Here is a 17,157-nt window from a genome sequence, read left to right on the forward strand (position 1 = left end):
GGCGACCAACCAAAAGAAATGGCCGGGTTCGTTCCGGCCATTTTTCTTTTGCAATCCGTCGTCTGCTTTCGGCTGTCAGCTTGCGGCCGCAGTTGGCGTGTTCGGCTCTTCGACGAACCGCACCAGCACCGTCCCATCGGTGACCTGCGCGCCTTCGGTGGCGATCTCGGCGATCACCCCGTCATGCGGCGCGGCGATGGTGTGCTCCATCTTCATCGCTTCGAGGATCAGCAGCGGCTGGCCCTTGATCACGGCATCGCCTTTTGCCGCGCGCACCAGCTTGACCAGTCCCGGCATCGGCGCGCGCAGGCTGCCGGCGCCTGCCGCCGCTTCATCCGCCCGCGCCAGCGGGTCCTGCACGGCGAATGTATAGCCAACGGCGCCTTCGAACACGGTGATGTGGCCTGGCCAGCAGGCGAGGCGCGGTGTGGCGCGAAAATCATGCGAATTGGTGTTGTCATAAGGCTTGTCCAGCGCCACCTGGAACCGCCCGTCCGGCCGCATCGAAACCCTTGCCGCGATATCGTCTTCGCCGAACGTCAGCCGTGTGCGCCGCGCCACGCCGTGGAAATGCGCATAGCCGGCAAGCGACGACCATGGGTCATTCGATGACGGCAATGCTCCAGCACCTGAGGCCGCAAGGGCGGCTGCCGCAACGGTTTCGCCACTCGGCGGGGCGACATCGGTCAGTGCCGGTTGATGCCTGGCGATCAGGCTGGTGTCGACATCGCCCGCGGCAAAGTCCGGATCGGCGGCCAGCGCGGCAAGAAAGGCGGTGTTGACGGTCGAGCCGGCGATCTCGGTTTGCGACAGCGCCGCGCCGAGCGCTTCCAGTGCCGCCTGCCTGTCCTTTGCATGGACGACCAGCTTGGCGATCATCGGGTCATAGTAGGGTGATATGGCATCGCCGGCCCGCACGCCGGTCTCGATACGCATCGTGGCGCCTTCCGGGGCTGCGTCCGGAAACTTCAGATGATGCAAGGTGCCCGTCGCAGGCAAGAACCCCTTTGCCGCGTCCTCGGCATAGATGCGCGCCTCGAAAGTATGGCCGGCAAGCGTTATCTCGCTCTGCGCCTTGGGCAGCTTTTCGCCGCTGGCGACCCGCAACTGCCACTCGACCAGGTCGGTGCCGGTGACCATTTCGGTGACAGGGTGTTCGACCTGCAGGCGGGTGTTCATTTCCATGAACCAGAAGCGGTCGGCCTTCAGGCCTTGCGAGGCATCGACGATGAACTCGATGGTGCCGGCGCCGGAATAATTGATCGCCTTGGCGGCTTTCACCGCAGCATCCGTCATCGCCTTGCGCAGTGCCGGCGTCATGCCGGGAGCCGGGGCTTCCTCGATCACCTTCTGGTGGCGGCGCTGCGCCGAGCAGTCGCGCTCATAAAGATGCACCGCATTGCCGAAATTATCGCCGAACACCTGCACTTCGATGTGGCGCGGCTTGTCGACATATTTTTCGACCAGCACGCGATCGTCGCCGAAAGCGGCTTTCGCCTCGCGCCGCGCGCTGGACAGCGCCTCGGAAAACTCATCGGGATGCTCGACGCGGCGCATGCCCTTGCCGCCGCCGCCGGCGCGCGCCTTGATCAATACGGGATAGCCGATCTCGCGCGCCTTGGAGGCCAGCAGCACGATCTCCTGCGCTTCGCCATGGTAACCCGGCACCACCGGCACGCCGGCCTTTTCCATCAGCCGCTTGGCGGCGTCCTTCAGCCCCATGGCACGGATCGAGGCCGCCGACGGGCCGATGAAGGTGAGCCCTGCCGCCACCACCAGGTCGACGAAATCGGGATTTTCGGACAGGAAGCCGTAACCGGGATGGATCGCCTCCGCGCCCGTCGCCAAGGCCGCGGCGACAATCTTGTCGCCGCGCAGATAGCTTTCGCCAACGGGCGAGGCGCCGATATGCACGGCCTCGTCAGCCATCTCGACATGCAGGGATTTCGCGTCGGCATCCGAATAGACGGCGACGGTCCGCACGCCCAGTTTGCGCGCCGTGCGGATCACCCGGCAGGCGATCTCGCCGCGATTGGCGATCAGGATCTTGGCGAACATGGAGCCTCCCGGGTTTGCCTCGGGCGGCGCCAGTCTGGCCGCCGGCTTACTTCGACGCAGCGATCGCGCAGCCGCCGCTTGCGGTCTTGACCTTCCACCTGGAGAAGCCGCTTTGACAGGCGCGCAACGCAGTATCCTCCGCAGCCTTCTGCGAAGGTGCGTTCAGCTTCACGCTGCAGAAAATGTGGAGATCGACGACGCGCGAATAGAACGTCGTGGCGTAGGCTGAATGGCCGCTCGCCGCGATATAGGCGAGGTAGGATTTGTAGCAGGCTTCCTTCGGATCGAGCGACAAGGTCGGAGAAAACCGCTTGTCGCCCATCTTGCCCGCAAGCGATTCCGCCGAACCGGCGCCATGTGTTGCGAATATGAGCAAATTTGCAAGTATCGAAGCAGTCATCTTCCGGCAATATTTCAGTTTCATTTCCGCCCTGTCCACATTGCACTGTGCAGGATGAGCGGTAGCGAATATGTTGCCTCGACGCCAGTTCGCCGGTGGAGATTCGACGCTGCCTATGCTGATGAATCGACTGGTCCATACAGTTCAGCCTTTTCGCAGGGCAGCAACGGCCTGCCGGTATAGTTCCGCCATCTGCTCGTCGAAGCAGCAGAAAACGACGGTTTCCGGCAAATTTTTCCCTTCGATGAACCTGTTGACCGTGTCGACAGCGATCTGCGTCGCCTCATCTTTCGGGTAGCGGTAAACGCCAGTCGAGATCGCCGGGAACGCCACGGTGCGGCAGTCATTGCCGGCGGCGAGTTCGAGTGAACTGGTATAGCAGGAGGCCAGCAGTTCGGCTTCGCCTTTGCTGCCGCCTTGCCAGACCGGTCCGACTGTGTGGATGATGTGTCGCGCTGGCAGGTTATAGCCCTTGGTGATCTTGGCTTCGCCGACCTTGCATCCATTCAACATGCGGCATTCGAACTCGAGCTCGCGGCCGGCCGCGCGGTGAATGGCGCCATCGACCCCACCACCGCCGAGAAGCGAGGTGTTGGCGGCGTTGACGATGGCATCGACGGCCAGTTTTGTGATGTCGCCGGTGTGAACCTCAATCCGCGCACGGTCGTTCATGTCACATCCTGAACACGCCGAAGCGCGTCTCCTCGATCTCGGCGTTCAGCGCGGCGGACAGGCTCAGCGCCAGCACGTCGCGCGTCTTCGCCGGGTCGATGATACCGTCGTCCCAAAGGCGTGCGGACGAGTAGAGCGGGTGCCCTTCATGCTCGTATTTCATCAGGATCGGTTTCTTGAATTTTGCTTCCTCCTCGGCGCTCCATTCGCCGCCTTTACGTTCGATGCCTTCGCGCTTGACCATGGCCAGCACCGTTGCCGCCTGCTCGCCGCCCATCACCGAGATGCGGGCGTTCGGCCACATCCACAGGAAGCGCGGTGAATAGGCGCGGCCGCACATGCCGTAATTGCCGGCGCCGAACGAACCACCGATGATGACGGTCACCTTCGGCACCCTGGCGGTGGCCACCGCCATCACCAGCTTGGCGCCATCCTTGGCGATGCCGCCCGCTTCGTATTTTCTGCCGACCATGAAGCCGGTGATGTTCTGCAGGAAGACAAGCGGGATCTTGCGCTGGCAGCACAATTCGATGAAGTGCGCGCCTTTCAATGCGCTTTCGGAAAACAGCACGCCATTGTTGGCGATGATGCCGACCGGCATGCCATGGAGATAGGCAAAACCGGTGATCAGAGTGGTGCCGTAGTTCTGCTTGAACTCATCGAATTCGGAGCCGTCGACGATACGCGCGATCACCTCGCGCACGTCATAGGGCTGGCGCAGATCGGTCGGTACGATGCCGTAGAGTTCATCCGCCGGATGAAGCGGCGGAATCGATCTCTGTAAGTTCAGGCTTACGGTCTTGTTCCGATTCAGGTTTTTGACGATGCGACGACAGATGGCGAGGGCATGGTCGTCGTCCAGCGCATAGTGGTCGGCAACGCCGGACAGCCGCGTGTGTACATCCGCGCCGCCGAGGTCCTCGGCGCTGACGTCTTCACCGGTGGCCGCCTTCACCAGCGGCGGTCCGCCGAGGAAAATGGTCGCCTGATTGCGCACCATGATCGTCTCGTCCGACATCGCCGGTACATAAGCGCCGCCCGCCGTGCAGGACCCCATGACGCAGGCGATCTGCGGGATGCCGGCCGCCGACATGTTGGCCTGGTTGTAGAAGATGCGGCCGAAATGCTCGCGATCGGGAAACACTTCGTCCTGGTTGGGCAGATTGGCGCCGCCGCTGTCGACGAGATAGATGCAAGGCAAATTGTTCTGCAGCGCGATCTCCTGCGCCCGCAGATGCTTCTTCACGGTCAGCGGATAATAGGTGCCGCCCTTCACCGTGGCGTCGTTGACGACGACCATCACCTCGGTGCCTTCGACACGGCCGATGCCGGCGATCATGCCGGCCGACGAGATCTCCTCGCCATACATCGACCATGCCGCGAACTGGCCGATCTCGAGGAAGGGCGATCCGATGTCGAGCAGTTGGGCGAGGCGTTCGCGTGGCAACAGCTTGCCGCGCGAAACGTGGCGCTCACGCGCCTCATCCGAGCCGCCGCGCTCGACGCTTGCAGCCTTGTCCGCAATGTCGGCGACCAGTGCCCGCATGCGCTCGGCATTGGCGTGAAAGGTGTCGGAGGACGGGGAGATCTGGGACTGAAGCGTGGCCATTGGCGATCCTGTTACTCGGCCACGACTTGCAATTTGCCGTCTTGCCGCTCGAAGATGTCTTCGGAGAGAAGATCAGCTCCGTCTTTGAACGCCATATCGATTACCTTGCGGGCGATCTGGGTGGCGTCTGGTTGCCGTTTGTCGAAAACGAAAATGCAGTCGCGGCGAGGGATTGCAACAAATGCTCCTTCGGGAAAGCGAAAATTTACGCGAGACCAGAATTTTTCAGTGAGAATTAATGCCGGGGAAATCGCTTCGTCGCCCTCCATGATAAATGTAGATACCCCATCAGATAGTCTGTCTTCTCGGATGTTACTGAGTTTTCTGTTGATATTGTCGAGAGTGATCTGACGAAGTTTTTCGAGGGTGCGGCCTCCCCCGCTCGACCACAACATAGAACTAAGCGCATCCTTGCTGTTGATTTGATAAAAAATCACCAGATCGCCTACGAACTCTTCATACACCGGTCCTGAATCATCCTCTCCCTGGATTTGGTTGAGCGCGTCGATATATTCGCGCGGCCGAATATTTGCGATTAAGTCCGCTGGGTCAAAATTGCTTGCTGTGTTTGCAAACACAAGAGCGTTGATAAAGCGCTGGATTTGAGTCTCGGTGTCTGCTGCGGAAAGGCCGCGAATTCGACCAAGCAGATTTGTGACATCCAAAAGAATATCCGGCTTGTTCTCAGCTGCGATTGCTCTGACCACGTTGACGCGCGCCGGGTCGTTCGGATCGGGCACTGCTTCCCTGATGCGATGGTCCGCTTTTAGACGTGAAATGACTGCAGCGCGTAGCGCCGCAACATCTTCGAACTTGAGCTCCTCGGAATGCGCCGTCCCTGCCAATCCTGACAGCGAAACCAGCGCGACCATGGTTCGCGCCAACGTTCCAAGGTATTTCGCCAGGCGCCGCATTCGCTCACGCCCCCTCCGCCATGATCTCGCGTCCAATCAGCCAGCGGCGGATTTCGCTGGTACCGGCGCCGATCTCGTAGAGTTTTGCATCGCGCAAAAGCCGGCCGGTCGGATAGTCGTTGATGTAGCCATTGCCGCCCAGCAGCTGGAGGGCGTCGAGGGCCATCAGCGTTGCCTTTTCTGCGGCGAACAGCACGCAGCCGGCGGCATCCTTGCGGCTGGTCTGGCCGCGATCGCAGGCGGCGGCGACGGCATAGACATAGGCGCGCGCTGCATTCATCGTCGTGTACATGTCGGCAAGCTTGCCTTGCACCAGCTGGAACTCGCCGATCGGCTGGCCGAACTGCTTGCGCTCGTGCACATAGGGGATTGCCACGTCGAGACACGCCGCCATCAGGCCGATCGGCCCGCCGGCGAGCACGGTGCGTTCGTAGTCGAGGCCCGACATCAGCACCTCGACGCCGCGGCCTTCCTCGTGCAGCACATTTTCGAATGGCACTTCGACATTTTCGAACACAAGTTCGCCGGTGTTGGAGCCGCGCATGCCGAGCTTGTCGAGTTTCTGCGCCACGGAGAACCCGGCCATCGCCTTCTCGACGATGAAGGCGGTGATGCCGCGCGATTTCCGTTCCGGATCGGTCTTGGCATAGACGACCAGCGTCTCGGCGTCCGGCCCGTTTGTGATCCACATCTTGGTGCCGTTGAGCACATAGCGGTCATTTCGCTTTTCGGCGCGCAGCTTGAGCGAGACGACGTCCGAGCCGGCGCCGGATTCCGACATCGCCAGTGCGCCGACGCGCTCGCCGGAACAGAGTGGCGGCAGGAATTTCTCCTTCTGCGGCGTCGTCGCCCAACGATTGATCTGGTTGACGCAGAGATTGGAATGGGCGCCGTAGGAGAGGCCGACCGATGCCGAGGCGCGAGAGATTTCCTCGACCGCGATGACATGCGCAAGATAGCCCATGCCGCTGCCACCGAAATCGGGGTCGGCGGTGATGCCGAGCAGCCCGAGCGCGCCGAGTTCGCGCCACAGATGCGCCGGGAATTCGTTCGAGCGATCGATGTCGGCTGCGACCGGCGCGATCCTGTCCTGGGCGAAGCGCCGCACCATGTCGCGCAGCGCCTCGATATCCTCGTCATGCCCGAAGCTGAGCGTGTTCGTGTACATGCTTTTCCTCCTGGCGCATGACCCCGAAGATCCCTCTCGATCTTCGAAGGAGCATACGCGAAATCAAAGTGCCGCGGCGTCGCTTGTGCGTCCGAAGGCGCGCACGGTGCCATGGGTCGTCTCGCCGTCGGTTCCTGCTCCAACCAGGCGCATTGTCATCGAAAGATATGTTGCCGTCACTTCAGCGATCGATAGCCGCTCGCCGGGGCGAAACCAGACGATGACGCCGGTCATCATCTGGATCAGCGCCATGGCCGTCAGTCCGGTGTCGTCGATATTGAAGATGCCTGCCTCGGCGCCGTCGCGCAGGATCGCGCGCAGCTCCTTTTCGTAGGCCGTGCGCATCCGCAGGATCTGTGTCAGCCGATCGGGCGACAGGCTGCGCAATTCCATGTTCGACACATGCGTGGCGTGCCGACGCTCGATATGAAAAGCGATGTGGTTTTCGACATAGGCGCAGAGCCGCTGCACGGGATCCGCGCTGGCAGGGCGGGCTGTTTCCCAGGCGTCAGTCAGACCTTCCATATGCTCGCGCATAAGCGTGAACAGAAGCTCTTCCTTGGTCGGAAAATAGCGATAGAGCGCGGCTGCCTGCACGCCGACTTCGGCGGCAAGCTGACGCATCGACATCGCCTCGTAGCCAAAACGCGCGATCAGATTGACGGCCGCCTCGCGGGCGGCTGCTTCGGTCTTTTCGCCATCGGATCCGGTCGTGCGTGCCATATAAGCCCCTTTGCAGGACAATAATAAAACGAACGTTCAATTAATTCAAGGCACCAAAACCAAATCCATCGTCATGCAACAATCCTGAAGCCAACAAAAGTGTTTCCGGCTGCCAACTCCTCGACGTCGACTCTGGAAACCGAAGCCTCGGACGGCCCTTTCCAGAGGCGCCCGATCATTGTCGAGACCGCTTCATCGAGGCCTGCAATCTGGGTCGTCACAGACCCGTCGGCTTCATTGCGAACCCAGCCCGCAAGGCCAAGGCTGGTGGCCTCGCCCCGAGCCCAGATCCTGAAGCCGACGCCTTGCACATTGCCGTAGACGCGTGCCCGCACTTCCCTGCGATGACCAGCCATGAATCTCTCCTAGCCTGTCTCCGTGGAATCTGGCGCATGACGCAGGGAATGCAACCTGAGAACTGCATGCACGACACAATAGCTAAGCTTCTGGTTTTGAAATTTAATTGACTCAGTCCACTAATTTTTGGAAATTGGAACCAGCCCTGTCGGGAGTTGGATGCAGATGTCGGACGAACGAAACGCATTGGTGGCGCAGATCCGCCACTTCAACCGATTCTACACCCGCATCGTCGGCCTTCTCGACGAAACCCTGACGCAGAGCGCGTTCACCTTGACCGAGGCGCGCGTGCTGTTCGAGTTGGGTCACCACAGCAGCCCTGCTTCCGCCGCAATCGCCGGCGAACGCGGTTTCCTGGCCGGGGCTTTTCGGCTGGAGAACGGCCCGGCCGCCTCCGAAATCGCCAGGCAATTGCGTGTCGATGCCGCCTATCTGACGCGAATCCTGCGCAAGTTTGCCGGCGAGGGGCTGACCGAAGCCCGAACAGATCCGGCCGACCGGCGCCGAAGGGTTCTCTCGCTGACGCCGAGGGGCGAGGCCGCGCTTGCGAGGCTTCAGGCGGCGGCTGATCGGGACACGGCGCGGCTGATCGAAAGCGTCCCCGACGACAGGCTGCACGAACTGGGCAGCGCCTTGCGCAAGGCCGGGGAATTGCTGGGTGATCCCGCCAGTGAGAAAGACGCGGTGACGCTGCGGCCGCACCGCGTCGGCGACGTCGGCTGGGTCGTGCAGCGCCAGGCCCAGCTCTACACCGATGAATATGGCTGGAACATCGAGTTCGAAGCCATGCTCGCCGAAATCGGTGCCGATTTCATCCGCAATTTCCTGCCCGGCCGCGATTTCTGCTGGATCGCCGAACGCGGCAGCGAGCCGGTTGGCGCGGTGTTCCTGGTTCACCTGGACGACAAGGTGGCAAAGCTGAGGATGCTGCATGTCGAGGCGACTGCGCGCGGCCTGGGCATCGGCAAGCGCCTGGTCGCGGAGTGCGTGAGCCAGGCCCGCGCCTGCGGCTACATCAGGCTGGTGCTGTGGACCAACGACATTCTCGTCGCGGCGCGCGCGATCTACGAGCGCGCCGGCTTCAGGCTGATCTCGGAGGAGCACCACCACAGTTTCGGCAAAGAATTGACCGGCCAGACCTGGGAACTGGATTTGTAGGCGCGGTCCGGCCCCAGGGCATGATCCCGAAATGAGGGTGTCGGTTTTCTCGGACAACCGGAAACCGTTTGTCCAGAGATCATGCTCAAACAAAGAGATAGAGCCCATCCCGATTCCATCGGGATGGAACAGGCTCTAATTCCCTCGCGCCGCCGCCAGCGCGCCGGGCAGTTCCTCGGCGAAAATGTCCAGCTCGTGATCGAGGCCGACGCTGACGCGAATGCAGCGGTCGAGCACTGGCACCATCGGTTTGCGGATGAAGACGTCGCGTGACAGCAGGCCCTGCAGCACCTTCAGCGCGAAGGCGCCATCGCGGCCGCAGTCGATGGTGACGAAGTTGGTTGCCGATGCCAGCGGCTTCAGCCCGTTCGCCTCGGCAATGCCGGCGATGCGTCGGCGGCCGGCCGCGACTCTGGCCACCACGCTTTGCAGATAGTCCTGATCGGCAAGCGCCTCGACGCCGGCGATCTGCGCCATGCGGCTGACGCCGTAATGGTTGCGGATCTTCTCGAAATCGCGGATCACCTGCGCCTCGGCCACCGCATAGCCGCAGCGTATGCCGGCCAGTCCGTAAGCCTTCGAGAAGGTGCGCATGCGGATGACGTTCGGCCTGGAGATATCGATCGGCGGCAGCGCCGAGGCTGGTCCGAGTTCGCCATAGGCCTCGTCGAGCACCAGCATCGTGGTTTCCGGCAACGCCTCGATGAAGCGGATGAGCTCGCTTGCCTCCCACCAGCTGCCCATCGGGTTGTCCGGGTTGGACAGATAGACCAGCGGCGCCTTTTCCTTGCGCACGGCAGTGAGCAGGCCGTCCAGGCTTTCCCGGTCGTTCTCATAGGGAACCGTGACCAGCCGCCCGCCGACACCGGCAATATGGAAGTTGAAGGTCGGATAGGCGCCGAGCGACGTGACCACGGCATCGCCGGGCGCCACATACATGCGCGCCACCAGGCCGAGCAACCCGTCTATGCCTTCGCCGACCACGACGTTTTCGACCTTCACGCCGTGGTGCGCGGCGGCCGCCACCTTCAGGTCGTGATTGTCGGGATCGCAATACATCCACATGTCGCGGGCAATTCCGGCCATGCGCTCGATGACGCGCGGCGAAGGGCCAAAGCTGCTCTCATTGGCGCCGATGCGCGCACGAAAAGCACGGCCGCGCTCGCGCTCCTGCGCTTCGGGGCCGACAAAAGGTACGGTCGAGGGAAGCGCTGCGACAAGCGGCGTGAGGGGAGGGCGTTGGTGCATGGCGGAAGCTCGTTTGAAAAGGGCCTTCTTGCTAGCGCGCCCGCATGGTCGGTGCAAGTTGCCGCGGCCTGCAACCGTAATGCTGGATTCCTGCGTCTCTTTTTGCTAGCGAGGCGCAATGAACAATCGTCTGCCGCCAGCCTGGTCCAAGCACCTGAAGGTCCAAACCGGGCCCAAACCCAAATTCCCGCAGCCAAATCTGCCGAAAATGAGTTCGCTTTCGCGTGCACAGGCAGACGACGCGTTGCTGCAGCAGGCATATCAGTTTCAGCAGGCCAAACGGCTGGACGAAGCCCAGGACCTATGCCTTCAGGTTCTGGCGCGCACGCCTAACCATCCACTCGCCCTGTATATTTTGGGGACCGTGTGCGTGGGCTACGACGATGAGGCGGCCTTGCGATATTTCGCGCGGGCGGTCGGGGCGGAACCAAAGAACCCCTACTACCACCTTGGCCTGGCCTCGGCCTATGTGAAGGTCAGTGAATTTTCACCAGCAATCGAGCATATGCAATATGCCTTGGAGCTGCAGCCAGACCTGGTCGAAGCACTTTGTGCATTGGGGGACGCTTATATCCAGTTTGATAAACCCGACATGGCTTTGCCGCTTTACGAAAAGGCGCTGAAGATCAACCGCGATCATCTCAAGGTGCGGACAGGACTGGCCCGCGCGCTCAGCAGCCTGGGGCGCATGGACGAGGCCGCCGTCTATCTCAAGGAAGCAATCGAACGTCGCATCGCAATGCCGACTGCCTTCAACGATTTTGTACAGACGCAAAAGTTCATCGAAGAGCCAAAGGAACTCCAATCCATTCTTCGTGAACTCGGCAATCCCAAGCTTGATCCGGACGGTGCTCAGAAGCTGCATTTCGCTGCCGGCAAGGTGCTGAACGACCTGGGTCGCTATGGCGATGCATTCGACCATTTCAACAAGGCGAAGCAGGCTTCCGGCCATAAGTTCGATATCGACTTGTATCGTCGCTGGGTCGACTCGATGATTGAAGGCTTCACGTCGGACGTGCTGGCTGCCAGGGCCGGCTATGGAAATCCTTCCGAAGTGCCTGTGTTCGTGGTTGGCATGCCTCGCTCGGGAACGACGCTCACGGAACAGATCTGCGCCAGCCATCCCGACGTTCATGGCGCAGGAGAGTTGAGCAAACTGAGGCGTGTCGCGAATGCGATTGGCCTCAAGACATCATCGGCTGGAGATTTGAACCAGCCGATCACGTCGATTACGGAGGATCTGTCCAGAACGCTGTCCGAAGAGCACCTGTCCTATCTGCGGGAGCGGGCGCCTGCCGCACTTCGAATAGTGGATAAAATGCCACATAATTTTGAATTGATCGGGCTGATCGGGCTACTCTTTCCCAACGCGCGCATCATTCATTGCCGTCGTGACGCCATCGACAATTGTGTCTCTTGTTTTGTCCAGAACTTCAGCGAGGGACACAGCTACAACACCGACCTGAAGACGCTCGGCCTGTACTATCGCGAATATGACCGCCTGATGCAGCATTGGAACGAGGTTTTCCCCGGCCTGATCTTCGAAAATCAGTACGAAACGCTGGTCGAGGATCAGGAAGCACAGTCGCGCCGCCTCATAGATTATCTCGGGCTGCCCTGGGACGACGCCTGCCTGCGCTTTTTTGACAGGGATGGTTCGGTCAACACGCCAAGCCGCTGGCAGGTTCGTCAACCGATCTACAGATCATCCGTCAAGCGCTGGAAGAATTATGAAGGCGAAATACGGCCACTGATCGATGCGTTGGGCGACCTGGCGGACAAATAGTTCAGTCTCCAATTTGCTGACGGAGTTTGCGGTCGGTGCAAGTTGCAGCGAGGCGGACCCTGTGATGCGCTGGATTCCTTCGGCTCTTTTTGCTAGCCAGATACGATGAACAATCGACTGCCTCCCGCCTGGTCCAAACATCTGAAAACGTCCTCTGGACCGAAAATCCCGCAGCCGAAAATCGTCCAGTCGAAAGCGAAGCCGCTGTCGCGCGCGCAGGCCGATGACGCGCTTCTCAGGCAGGCACTCGAACTTCAGCAAGCGAATAGGTTGCCGGAGGCGGAGGCGCTGTGTCAGCGCGTATTGGCTCATACTCCTCGACATTCCCTTGCTTTGTATTTGCTGGGAACCTTCGCGCTCGATTTGGATGACGAGATGGCGATTGGCCATTTTTCGCAGGCGGTGAGGGAAGCACCTCAAAATCCGCACTATCGGCTGACGTTGGCCCAAGCCTATTTGAAAGTCGGTGAACATTCGGATGCAATCAGACATTTTGAGCTTGCCTGTGAACTGAAGGCGGACTGGATCGAGGCGCTGTGCGCCCTTGGCCGCGCCTACACCGAATTCGGCAAGACCGATCTCGCGGTGCCGCTTTATGAGAAGGCGCTCAAAATCAATGGCAGCCATCCTCTTGTCCGAATGGGGCTGGCCAATGCCCTTGTAAGCCTCGGCCGCATGGATGAGGCGACAACGTATTTGAATGAGGCGATCAGCCATCGCCTGGGTATCGCAGCAGCCTACAACGGCCTTGTTAGCATACGAAAATTCGCCGAAGAGCCGGCGGAACTGAAATCCATTCTGACTGAGTTGAAAAATCCCACACTCGATAGGAAAAGCATACAGCAACTCCATCATGCGGCGGGGAAGGTCCTCAATGATGTCAGGCGCTATGACGAAGCGATGGATCACTTCCGGCAGGCAAAGGAACTTTCAACCCGCCGTTTCGATATGGAGTCCTACCGCCGCAGCATCGATTTTATGATCGAGCTGTTCAGTCCGCAGATGCTGGCTGCCAAGGCGGGACATGGAAGCTCTTCGGAAGTGCCTGTCTTCGTGCTTGGCATGCCGCGTTCGGGCACCACTTTGACCGAGCAGATCTGTGCGAGCCACCCCGACGTATATGGAGCCGGCGAGCTGACAAAGCTGCGGCGGATCACGAACAGGCTCGCGCCCAAAACGCACTCGCCGGAGGAACTGCGAAGATCGATCCTGGAAATGACGGTTGATCAGTCGAAATCGTTGGCCGAAGAATATCTCACCCATATCAGGCAAAGATCGCCCGATGCTCGGCGAATCGTCGACAAGCTACCCCACAATTTTGAGCTTATTGGCCTCATAAGAGTGTTGTTTCCCAACGCTCGTATCATTCATTGCCGCCGCGATGCAGTTGACAATTGCCTCTCGTGTTATTTTCTAAATTTCAATGAGGACAACGTTTATAACGCCGATCTACATACACTCGGATTGTATTATCGCGAGTACGACCGGCTTATGCGTCATTGGGACAGGGTTTTTCCCGGGCAAATCCTGCGGAACCGCTATGAGGACATGGTCGCCGACCAGGAAGGGCAATCGCGCCGGTTGGTAGACCATTTGGGTCTGCCTTGGGACGACGCCTGCTTGCGATTCTTTGACAAAGGCGGTTCGGTGAACACGTTCAGCCGCTGGCAGGTTCGACAACCGATCTACACCTCGTCCGTCAATCGCTGGAAGAGTTATGGCAGCGCAATCCAGCCGCTGATCGATGCCTTGGGTGATTTGGCTGGGAATTGACCCAGGCACGCTTGTGCTGGACGCCGTCAGGATTGCGTAGAGTGCCCCGTCCGCTTTGACAAATTCCTGCCTCCCGGTGCTGCAGCCGGGGAGCGGCTCGTCGCGGCGACAAACCTGGATTCTGCAGTGCGGCTGTTCATCCCGGCACCAAGGTCTCAGCCTCGCATCAGGGGACGCATTTCCGCGGGCAACTCAATAGAAAAACCCGGCGGTTGCCCGCCGGGTTTCGATTTCGACAAGTCGAACGCTGTTAGAACGAGCGCTGGAAGCGGAGGAGACCGCCAACGTTGTCCTTCTTGGTCGCGGCGACCCACACCGAGTTGTTGTCGATGGCGCCTTGACCGACGCGCTGCCAGTCGACTTCGGCCGTGACCGTGAAGCCGGGAACGATGTCATAGGCGACGTTCGCAGCGACGCCGATGTCCTTCCAGTCGTCATACGACGCCTGGACGTTGAACGAGGTCTTCTGGTTGAACTTGTAGGTGCCACCGCCCCACACCGCCCAGTTGCCGCCCCACTGCTTGTAGAAGCCGCGGCCGTGCGCGTCGATGTTGTTGTTCGGGTCGTTGAGGTTGTCATTCGAGCCGTAGCCGGCCATGGCAAAGAACGACAGGTCGCTGGTGGCGTTGAGGTCCAGGCGGACCTTGCCGGCGACTTCTTCGTAGTTGCTGTCATAAGCAACGACACCGGAGATGCCACCCCAGCCCTGCGTGTACTTCACGCCGCCGACGACATGCGGAACATAGCTGTCGATGGTGCCAACCTCACCGGAGCCTTCTTCCAGAGAGGCCACCGCCGAGAAGCCGTTGCCGGCGTCGAAGTAGTACTGGATGACGTTGGACTGGAAACCACCGTACGGGACGATCGTGTCGTTGATGACGTTGCCGGCGTAGCCGATGAACGTATTGAAGGCCGATTCGTCAGCACCGACGCGCAGGCCACCAAGCTGGATATAGGCGAATTCCAAGGCATAGGATTTGTTACCCGCCTGCCAGCCGCTGCCGTTGCGGTTGGGGTTCGTCGTACCATCGGGCCCGGAGTTATCGCCAAAGTCGCCGTAGTTGTTGCCGAAGTTGAAGCGGAGCTCGGTGTAGGTCTTCAAGGTGCCGAGTTCGGTTTCCTGACCGGTCCAGGTCTTCAGCGTAAAGCGGGTCTGCTTCCAGTAGCTCGAGTGGTCGTCGCCGGTCATGTGGTCAGTAACGTGGTTGACGCCATCGAACGAGCCGGCATCGCCCACACCGATGTCCTCACGGATAAAGCCGCCGATGCGCAGGCAGGTTTCGGTGCCGGGGATGTAGAAGTAGCCAGCGCCGTAGACGTCGCAGATCTTGACGTATTCAGCGGGTTCCGGCTCGGCGACGACGACGGCGTCGGCGGCGCGCGCACCGGAAACTGCGACGAGCGCCGCAGCGGAGCCGAGGAGAAGGCTCTTAATGTTCATTTTCTGACCTCCAGTCAGAATCGAACAAAACAGCGGTGTTCTCAGTGCATTTTGGCGCCGAATCGCGCGACGCCGGCAGCCAGATATCCGGCTATCCATCTGTTTTTATGGGATAATTCTAGGAAGCTCGCCTTCGAAGCGGGCAGAAGTGGCGGAGAGGATGGGATTCGAACCCACGAGAAGCTTTTGACCTCTACTCCCTTAGCAGGGGAGCGCCTTCGACCACTCGGCCACCTCTCCGTTGCGCCGGTGGATAAAGAAAAGCGCCGGCACAATCAACAAGCCCGCGTCATTATATGGAAAAATAACAACGCACCGAACCGCGGCTTTCCATGGATGCGGCGGTACTGCGGCGGTTTCCTGGCGGGCGACTCGGGGCCTTGCCTTGATTCCGTCGGCCGATCGCCGGATTCGCCAGCAAACAAGGGGTTGCAAAGGGGCGGAAGGTTAACGAGAGCTTTCTGAGTGAGGCCAAATCGTGTCATTTGTGCAACAACGCCAGGGGATAGCAGCCGAACAGCCCTTTCGCCGGTACGATCGTGGTTGAACGCCGCCGGCTCATGGGTAATGTCGATTTCGAAGGAGCGGCGCGGTGCGCATCTTTTTCGGTAGTGGGGATGGGGCAGGGAACGCTGTCCTTCAGCAAAGAATACCCAGACCCGTTTTTTAACTTTTGACTGGAGGTCAGAAAATGAACATTAAGAGCCTTCTCCTCGGCTCCGCTGCGGCTCTGCTCGCAGTTTCCGGTGCGCGCGCCGCCGACGCCGTCGTCGTCGCCGAGCCGGAACCCGCTGAATACGTCAAGATTTGCGACGTCTACGGCGCTGGCTACTTCTATATCCCCGGCACCGAAACCTGCCTGCGCATCGGCGGCTATGTCCGTTACGACATCAGCGGCGGCGACATCGGCTCGTTCGATGGCGCGAGAAGCGCAGATCATATGGACGTCGACAGCAACGACACCTGGCGCAAGCGGGCCCGCTTCACGCTGAAGACCTGGACCGGCCAGGAAACCGAACTCGGCACCTTGAAGACCTTCACCGAGACGCGCTTCAATTTCAGCAACCACGGCGCTGATACGAGCCCCTACATCAATGAAGCTGGCAGCGAGGCTGTTTCGCTGAACTTCGCCTGGATCCAGCTCGGTGGTCTCCGCGTCGGTAAGGACGAATCGGCCTTCAATACGTTCATCGGTTATGCCGGCAACGTCATCCAGGATACGCTCGTTCCTTACGGCGGCTTCGACACCAACGTCATCCAGTACTACTTCGATGCTGGCAACGGCTTCTCCGCCGTCGTCTCGCTCGAAGAAGGCTACGGCTTCCACACGATCGACAGCTACGTTCCGCATGTCGTCGGCGGCGTGAAGTGGACGCAGGGCTGGGGTGCGATCACCGGCGTTGTGTCGTATGACAGCAACTACGAAGAAGTCGCCACCAAGGTTCGCTTGGACGTGAACGCCACTGCCGAACTGTCGCTGTTCATCATGGGCGGTTACGGCACTGACGACAACCTGACCGACGGGACCTTGAATTTCCCGGCTGGCGGCCGCGGCTTCTACAAGCAGTGGGGCGGCAACTGGGCATTGTGGGGCGGTGCTACCTACAAGGTCAACGAGAAGACCTCGCTCAACGCTCAGGTGTCGTATGACGAGGACAAGAACCTCGGCGTCGCGGCGAACATCGCCTACGACATCGTCCCGGGCCTCACGGTCACGGCCGAAGTCGACTACGTCAATGCAGGCGACTCCAACTGGACGGGTATCCCGGCTGGCAACGACGACGCCATCGGCGGTATCCTCCGCTTCCAGCGCTCGTTCTAAGGGCTGGTTCCTTAGAGGTGAAATCCAG

At 60.3% G+C, this 17,157-nt stretch carries 14 protein-coding genes and 1 tRNA gene; 4 read left to right on the forward strand and 11 right to left on the reverse strand.

Going from position 1 to position 17,157, the window contains the following annotated elements; translation table 11 throughout:
• Positions 1–75: 75 nt before the first annotated feature.
• From ACFSOZ_RS35780 to ACFSOZ_RS35815, 8 genes are all read right to left on the reverse strand, one after another.
• The gene (locus ACFSOZ_RS35780) at positions 76–2,058 is read right to left on the reverse strand and encodes an acetyl/propionyl/methylcrotonyl-CoA carboxylase subunit alpha (RefSeq protein WP_379106084.1); all 1,983 of its coding nucleotides are present in this window, start codon (positions 2,056–2,058) and stop codon (positions 76–78) included.
• A 46-nt stretch (positions 2,059–2,104) separates the two neighbouring features.
• Positions 2,105–2,482, reverse strand: a complete 378-nt coding sequence (locus ACFSOZ_RS35785; RefSeq protein WP_379106087.1) for a hypothetical protein — start codon at positions 2,480–2,482, stop codon at positions 2,105–2,107.
• Between the two features lie 120 nt (positions 2,483–2,602).
• Complete coding sequence (locus tag ACFSOZ_RS35790) at positions 2,603–3,130, reverse strand: O-acetyl-ADP-ribose deacetylase (RefSeq protein ID WP_379106090.1); 528 nt, start codon at positions 3,128–3,130, stop codon at positions 2,603–2,605.
• A 1-nt stretch (position 3,131) separates the two neighbouring features.
• On the reverse strand, positions 3,132–4,739 hold the full coding sequence (locus ACFSOZ_RS35795) for a carboxyl transferase domain-containing protein (protein ID WP_379106092.1): 1,608 nt from the start codon (positions 4,737–4,739) through the stop codon (positions 3,132–3,134).
• An 11-nt stretch (positions 4,740–4,750) separates the two neighbouring features.
• Positions 4,751–5,611 carry a DUF1444 domain-containing protein gene (locus ACFSOZ_RS35800; RefSeq protein ID WP_379106094.1) on the reverse strand — a complete coding sequence of 287 codons (861 nt, stop codon included), beginning with the start codon at positions 5,609–5,611 and terminating at the stop codon, positions 4,751–4,753.
• Positions 5,612–5,657: 46 nt separating this feature from the next.
• On the reverse strand, positions 5,658–6,821 hold the full coding sequence (locus ACFSOZ_RS35805) for an isovaleryl-CoA dehydrogenase (RefSeq protein WP_379106096.1): 1,164 nt from the start codon (positions 6,819–6,821) through the stop codon (positions 5,658–5,660).
• Between the two features lie 63 nt (positions 6,822–6,884).
• Positions 6,885–7,544, reverse strand: a complete 660-nt coding sequence (locus ACFSOZ_RS35810) for a TetR/AcrR family transcriptional regulator (RefSeq protein WP_379106098.1) — start codon at positions 7,542–7,544, stop codon at positions 6,885–6,887.
• Between the two features lie 71 nt (positions 7,545–7,615).
• Positions 7,616–7,900 (reverse strand): acylphosphatase, encoded by a 285-nt coding sequence (locus tag ACFSOZ_RS35815; RefSeq protein WP_379106100.1) that lies wholly within the window; start codon positions 7,898–7,900, stop codon positions 7,616–7,618.
• Positions 7,901–8,066: 166 nt separating this feature from the next.
• Between ACFSOZ_RS35815 and ACFSOZ_RS35820 the strand changes: the two genes are divergently transcribed.
• Positions 8,067–9,059: a bifunctional helix-turn-helix transcriptional regulator/GNAT family N-acetyltransferase gene (locus tag ACFSOZ_RS35820; protein ID WP_379106102.1), complete on the forward strand. Its 993-nt coding sequence runs from the start codon at positions 8,067–8,069 to the stop codon at positions 9,057–9,059.
• 135 nt (positions 9,060–9,194) lie between these two features.
• Here ACFSOZ_RS35820 and ACFSOZ_RS35825 read toward each other — a convergent pair whose 3' ends face one another.
• The gene (locus ACFSOZ_RS35825; protein ID WP_379106104.1) at positions 9,195–10,307 is read right to left on the reverse strand and encodes a pyridoxal phosphate-dependent aminotransferase; all 1,113 of its coding nucleotides are present in this window, start codon (positions 10,305–10,307) and stop codon (positions 9,195–9,197) included.
• A 118-nt stretch (positions 10,308–10,425) separates the two neighbouring features.
• On the opposite strand from ACFSOZ_RS35825, the gene ACFSOZ_RS35830 reads away from it, so the two are divergent.
• Positions 10,426–12,093, forward strand: coding sequence for a tetratricopeptide repeat-containing sulfotransferase family protein (locus ACFSOZ_RS35830; protein WP_379106106.1), 1,668 nt, complete (start codon positions 10,426–10,428; stop codon positions 12,091–12,093).
• A 105-nt stretch (positions 12,094–12,198) separates the two neighbouring features.
• Positions 12,199–13,866, forward strand: a complete 1,668-nt coding sequence (locus ACFSOZ_RS35835; RefSeq protein ID WP_379106108.1) for a tetratricopeptide repeat-containing sulfotransferase family protein — start codon at positions 12,199–12,201, stop codon at positions 13,864–13,866.
• A 250-nt stretch (positions 13,867–14,116) separates the two neighbouring features.
• Here the strand turns inward: ACFSOZ_RS35835 and ACFSOZ_RS35840 are convergent, their stop codons facing one another.
• A complete protein-coding gene (locus tag ACFSOZ_RS35840; RefSeq protein WP_379106110.1) occupies positions 14,117–15,307 on the reverse strand; it encodes a porin in 1,191 nt (396 codons plus the stop codon).
• Between the two features lie 149 nt (positions 15,308–15,456).
• A tRNA-Ser gene (locus ACFSOZ_RS35845) sits at positions 15,457–15,547 on the reverse strand.
• Positions 15,548–15,998: 451 nt separating this feature from the next.
• Between ACFSOZ_RS35845 and ACFSOZ_RS35850 the strand changes: the two genes are divergently transcribed.
• On the forward strand, positions 15,999–17,129 hold the full coding sequence (locus ACFSOZ_RS35850; RefSeq protein ID WP_379106111.1) for a porin: 1,131 nt from the start codon (positions 15,999–16,001) through the stop codon (positions 17,127–17,129).
• The last annotated feature ends 28 nt before the right edge of the window (positions 17,130–17,157 follow it).

The sequence above is a fragment of the Mesorhizobium newzealandense genome, from assembly GCF_042682145.1.
In the GTDB taxonomy this organism is placed as follows: Bacteria; Pseudomonadota; Alphaproteobacteria; order Rhizobiales; family Rhizobiaceae; genus Mesorhizobium; species Mesorhizobium newzealandense.

Excerpts from the sequence above, each read along its gene's own strand:
- ACFSOZ_RS35780 (WP_379106084.1), bottom strand. The coding sequence starts at position 2,058 with ATGTTCGCCAAGATCCTGATCGCCAATCGCGGCGAGATCGCCTGCCGG.
- ACFSOZ_RS35785 (WP_379106087.1), bottom strand. The coding sequence starts at position 2,482 with ATGAAACTGAAATATTGCCGGAAGATGACTGCTTCGATACTTGCAAAT.
- ACFSOZ_RS35790 (WP_379106090.1), bottom strand. The coding sequence starts at position 3,130 with ATGAACGACCGTGCGCGGATTGAGGTTCACACCGGCGACATCACAAAA.
- ACFSOZ_RS35795 (WP_379106092.1), bottom strand. The coding sequence starts at position 4,739 with ATGGCCACGCTTCAGTCCCAGATCTCCCCGTCCTCCGACACCTTTCAC.
- ACFSOZ_RS35800 (WP_379106094.1), bottom strand. The coding sequence starts at position 5,611 with ATGGTCGCGCTGGTTTCGCTGTCAGGATTGGCAGGGACGGCGCATTCC.
- ACFSOZ_RS35805 (WP_379106096.1), bottom strand. The coding sequence starts at position 6,821 with ATGTACACGAACACGCTCAGCTTCGGGCATGACGAGGATATCGAGGCG.
- ACFSOZ_RS35810 (WP_379106098.1), bottom strand. The coding sequence starts at position 7,544 with ATGGCACGCACGACCGGATCCGATGGCGAAAAGACCGAAGCAGCCGCC.
- ACFSOZ_RS35815 (WP_379106100.1), bottom strand. The coding sequence starts at position 7,900 with ATGGCTGGTCATCGCAGGGAAGTGCGGGCACGCGTCTACGGCAATGTG.
- ACFSOZ_RS35820 (WP_379106102.1), top strand. The coding sequence starts at position 8,067 with ATGTCGGACGAACGAAACGCATTGGTGGCGCAGATCCGCCACTTCAAC.
- ACFSOZ_RS35825 (WP_379106104.1), bottom strand. The coding sequence starts at position 10,307 with ATGCACCAACGCCCTCCCCTCACGCCGCTTGTCGCAGCGCTTCCCTCG.
- ACFSOZ_RS35830 (WP_379106106.1), top strand. The coding sequence starts at position 10,426 with ATGAACAATCGTCTGCCGCCAGCCTGGTCCAAGCACCTGAAGGTCCAA.
- ACFSOZ_RS35835 (WP_379106108.1), top strand. The coding sequence starts at position 12,199 with ATGAACAATCGACTGCCTCCCGCCTGGTCCAAACATCTGAAAACGTCC.
- ACFSOZ_RS35840 (WP_379106110.1), bottom strand. The coding sequence starts at position 15,307 with ATGAACATTAAGAGCCTTCTCCTCGGCTCCGCTGCGGCGCTCGTCGCA.
- ACFSOZ_RS35850 (WP_379106111.1), top strand. The coding sequence starts at position 15,999 with ATGAACATTAAGAGCCTTCTCCTCGGCTCCGCTGCGGCTCTGCTCGCA.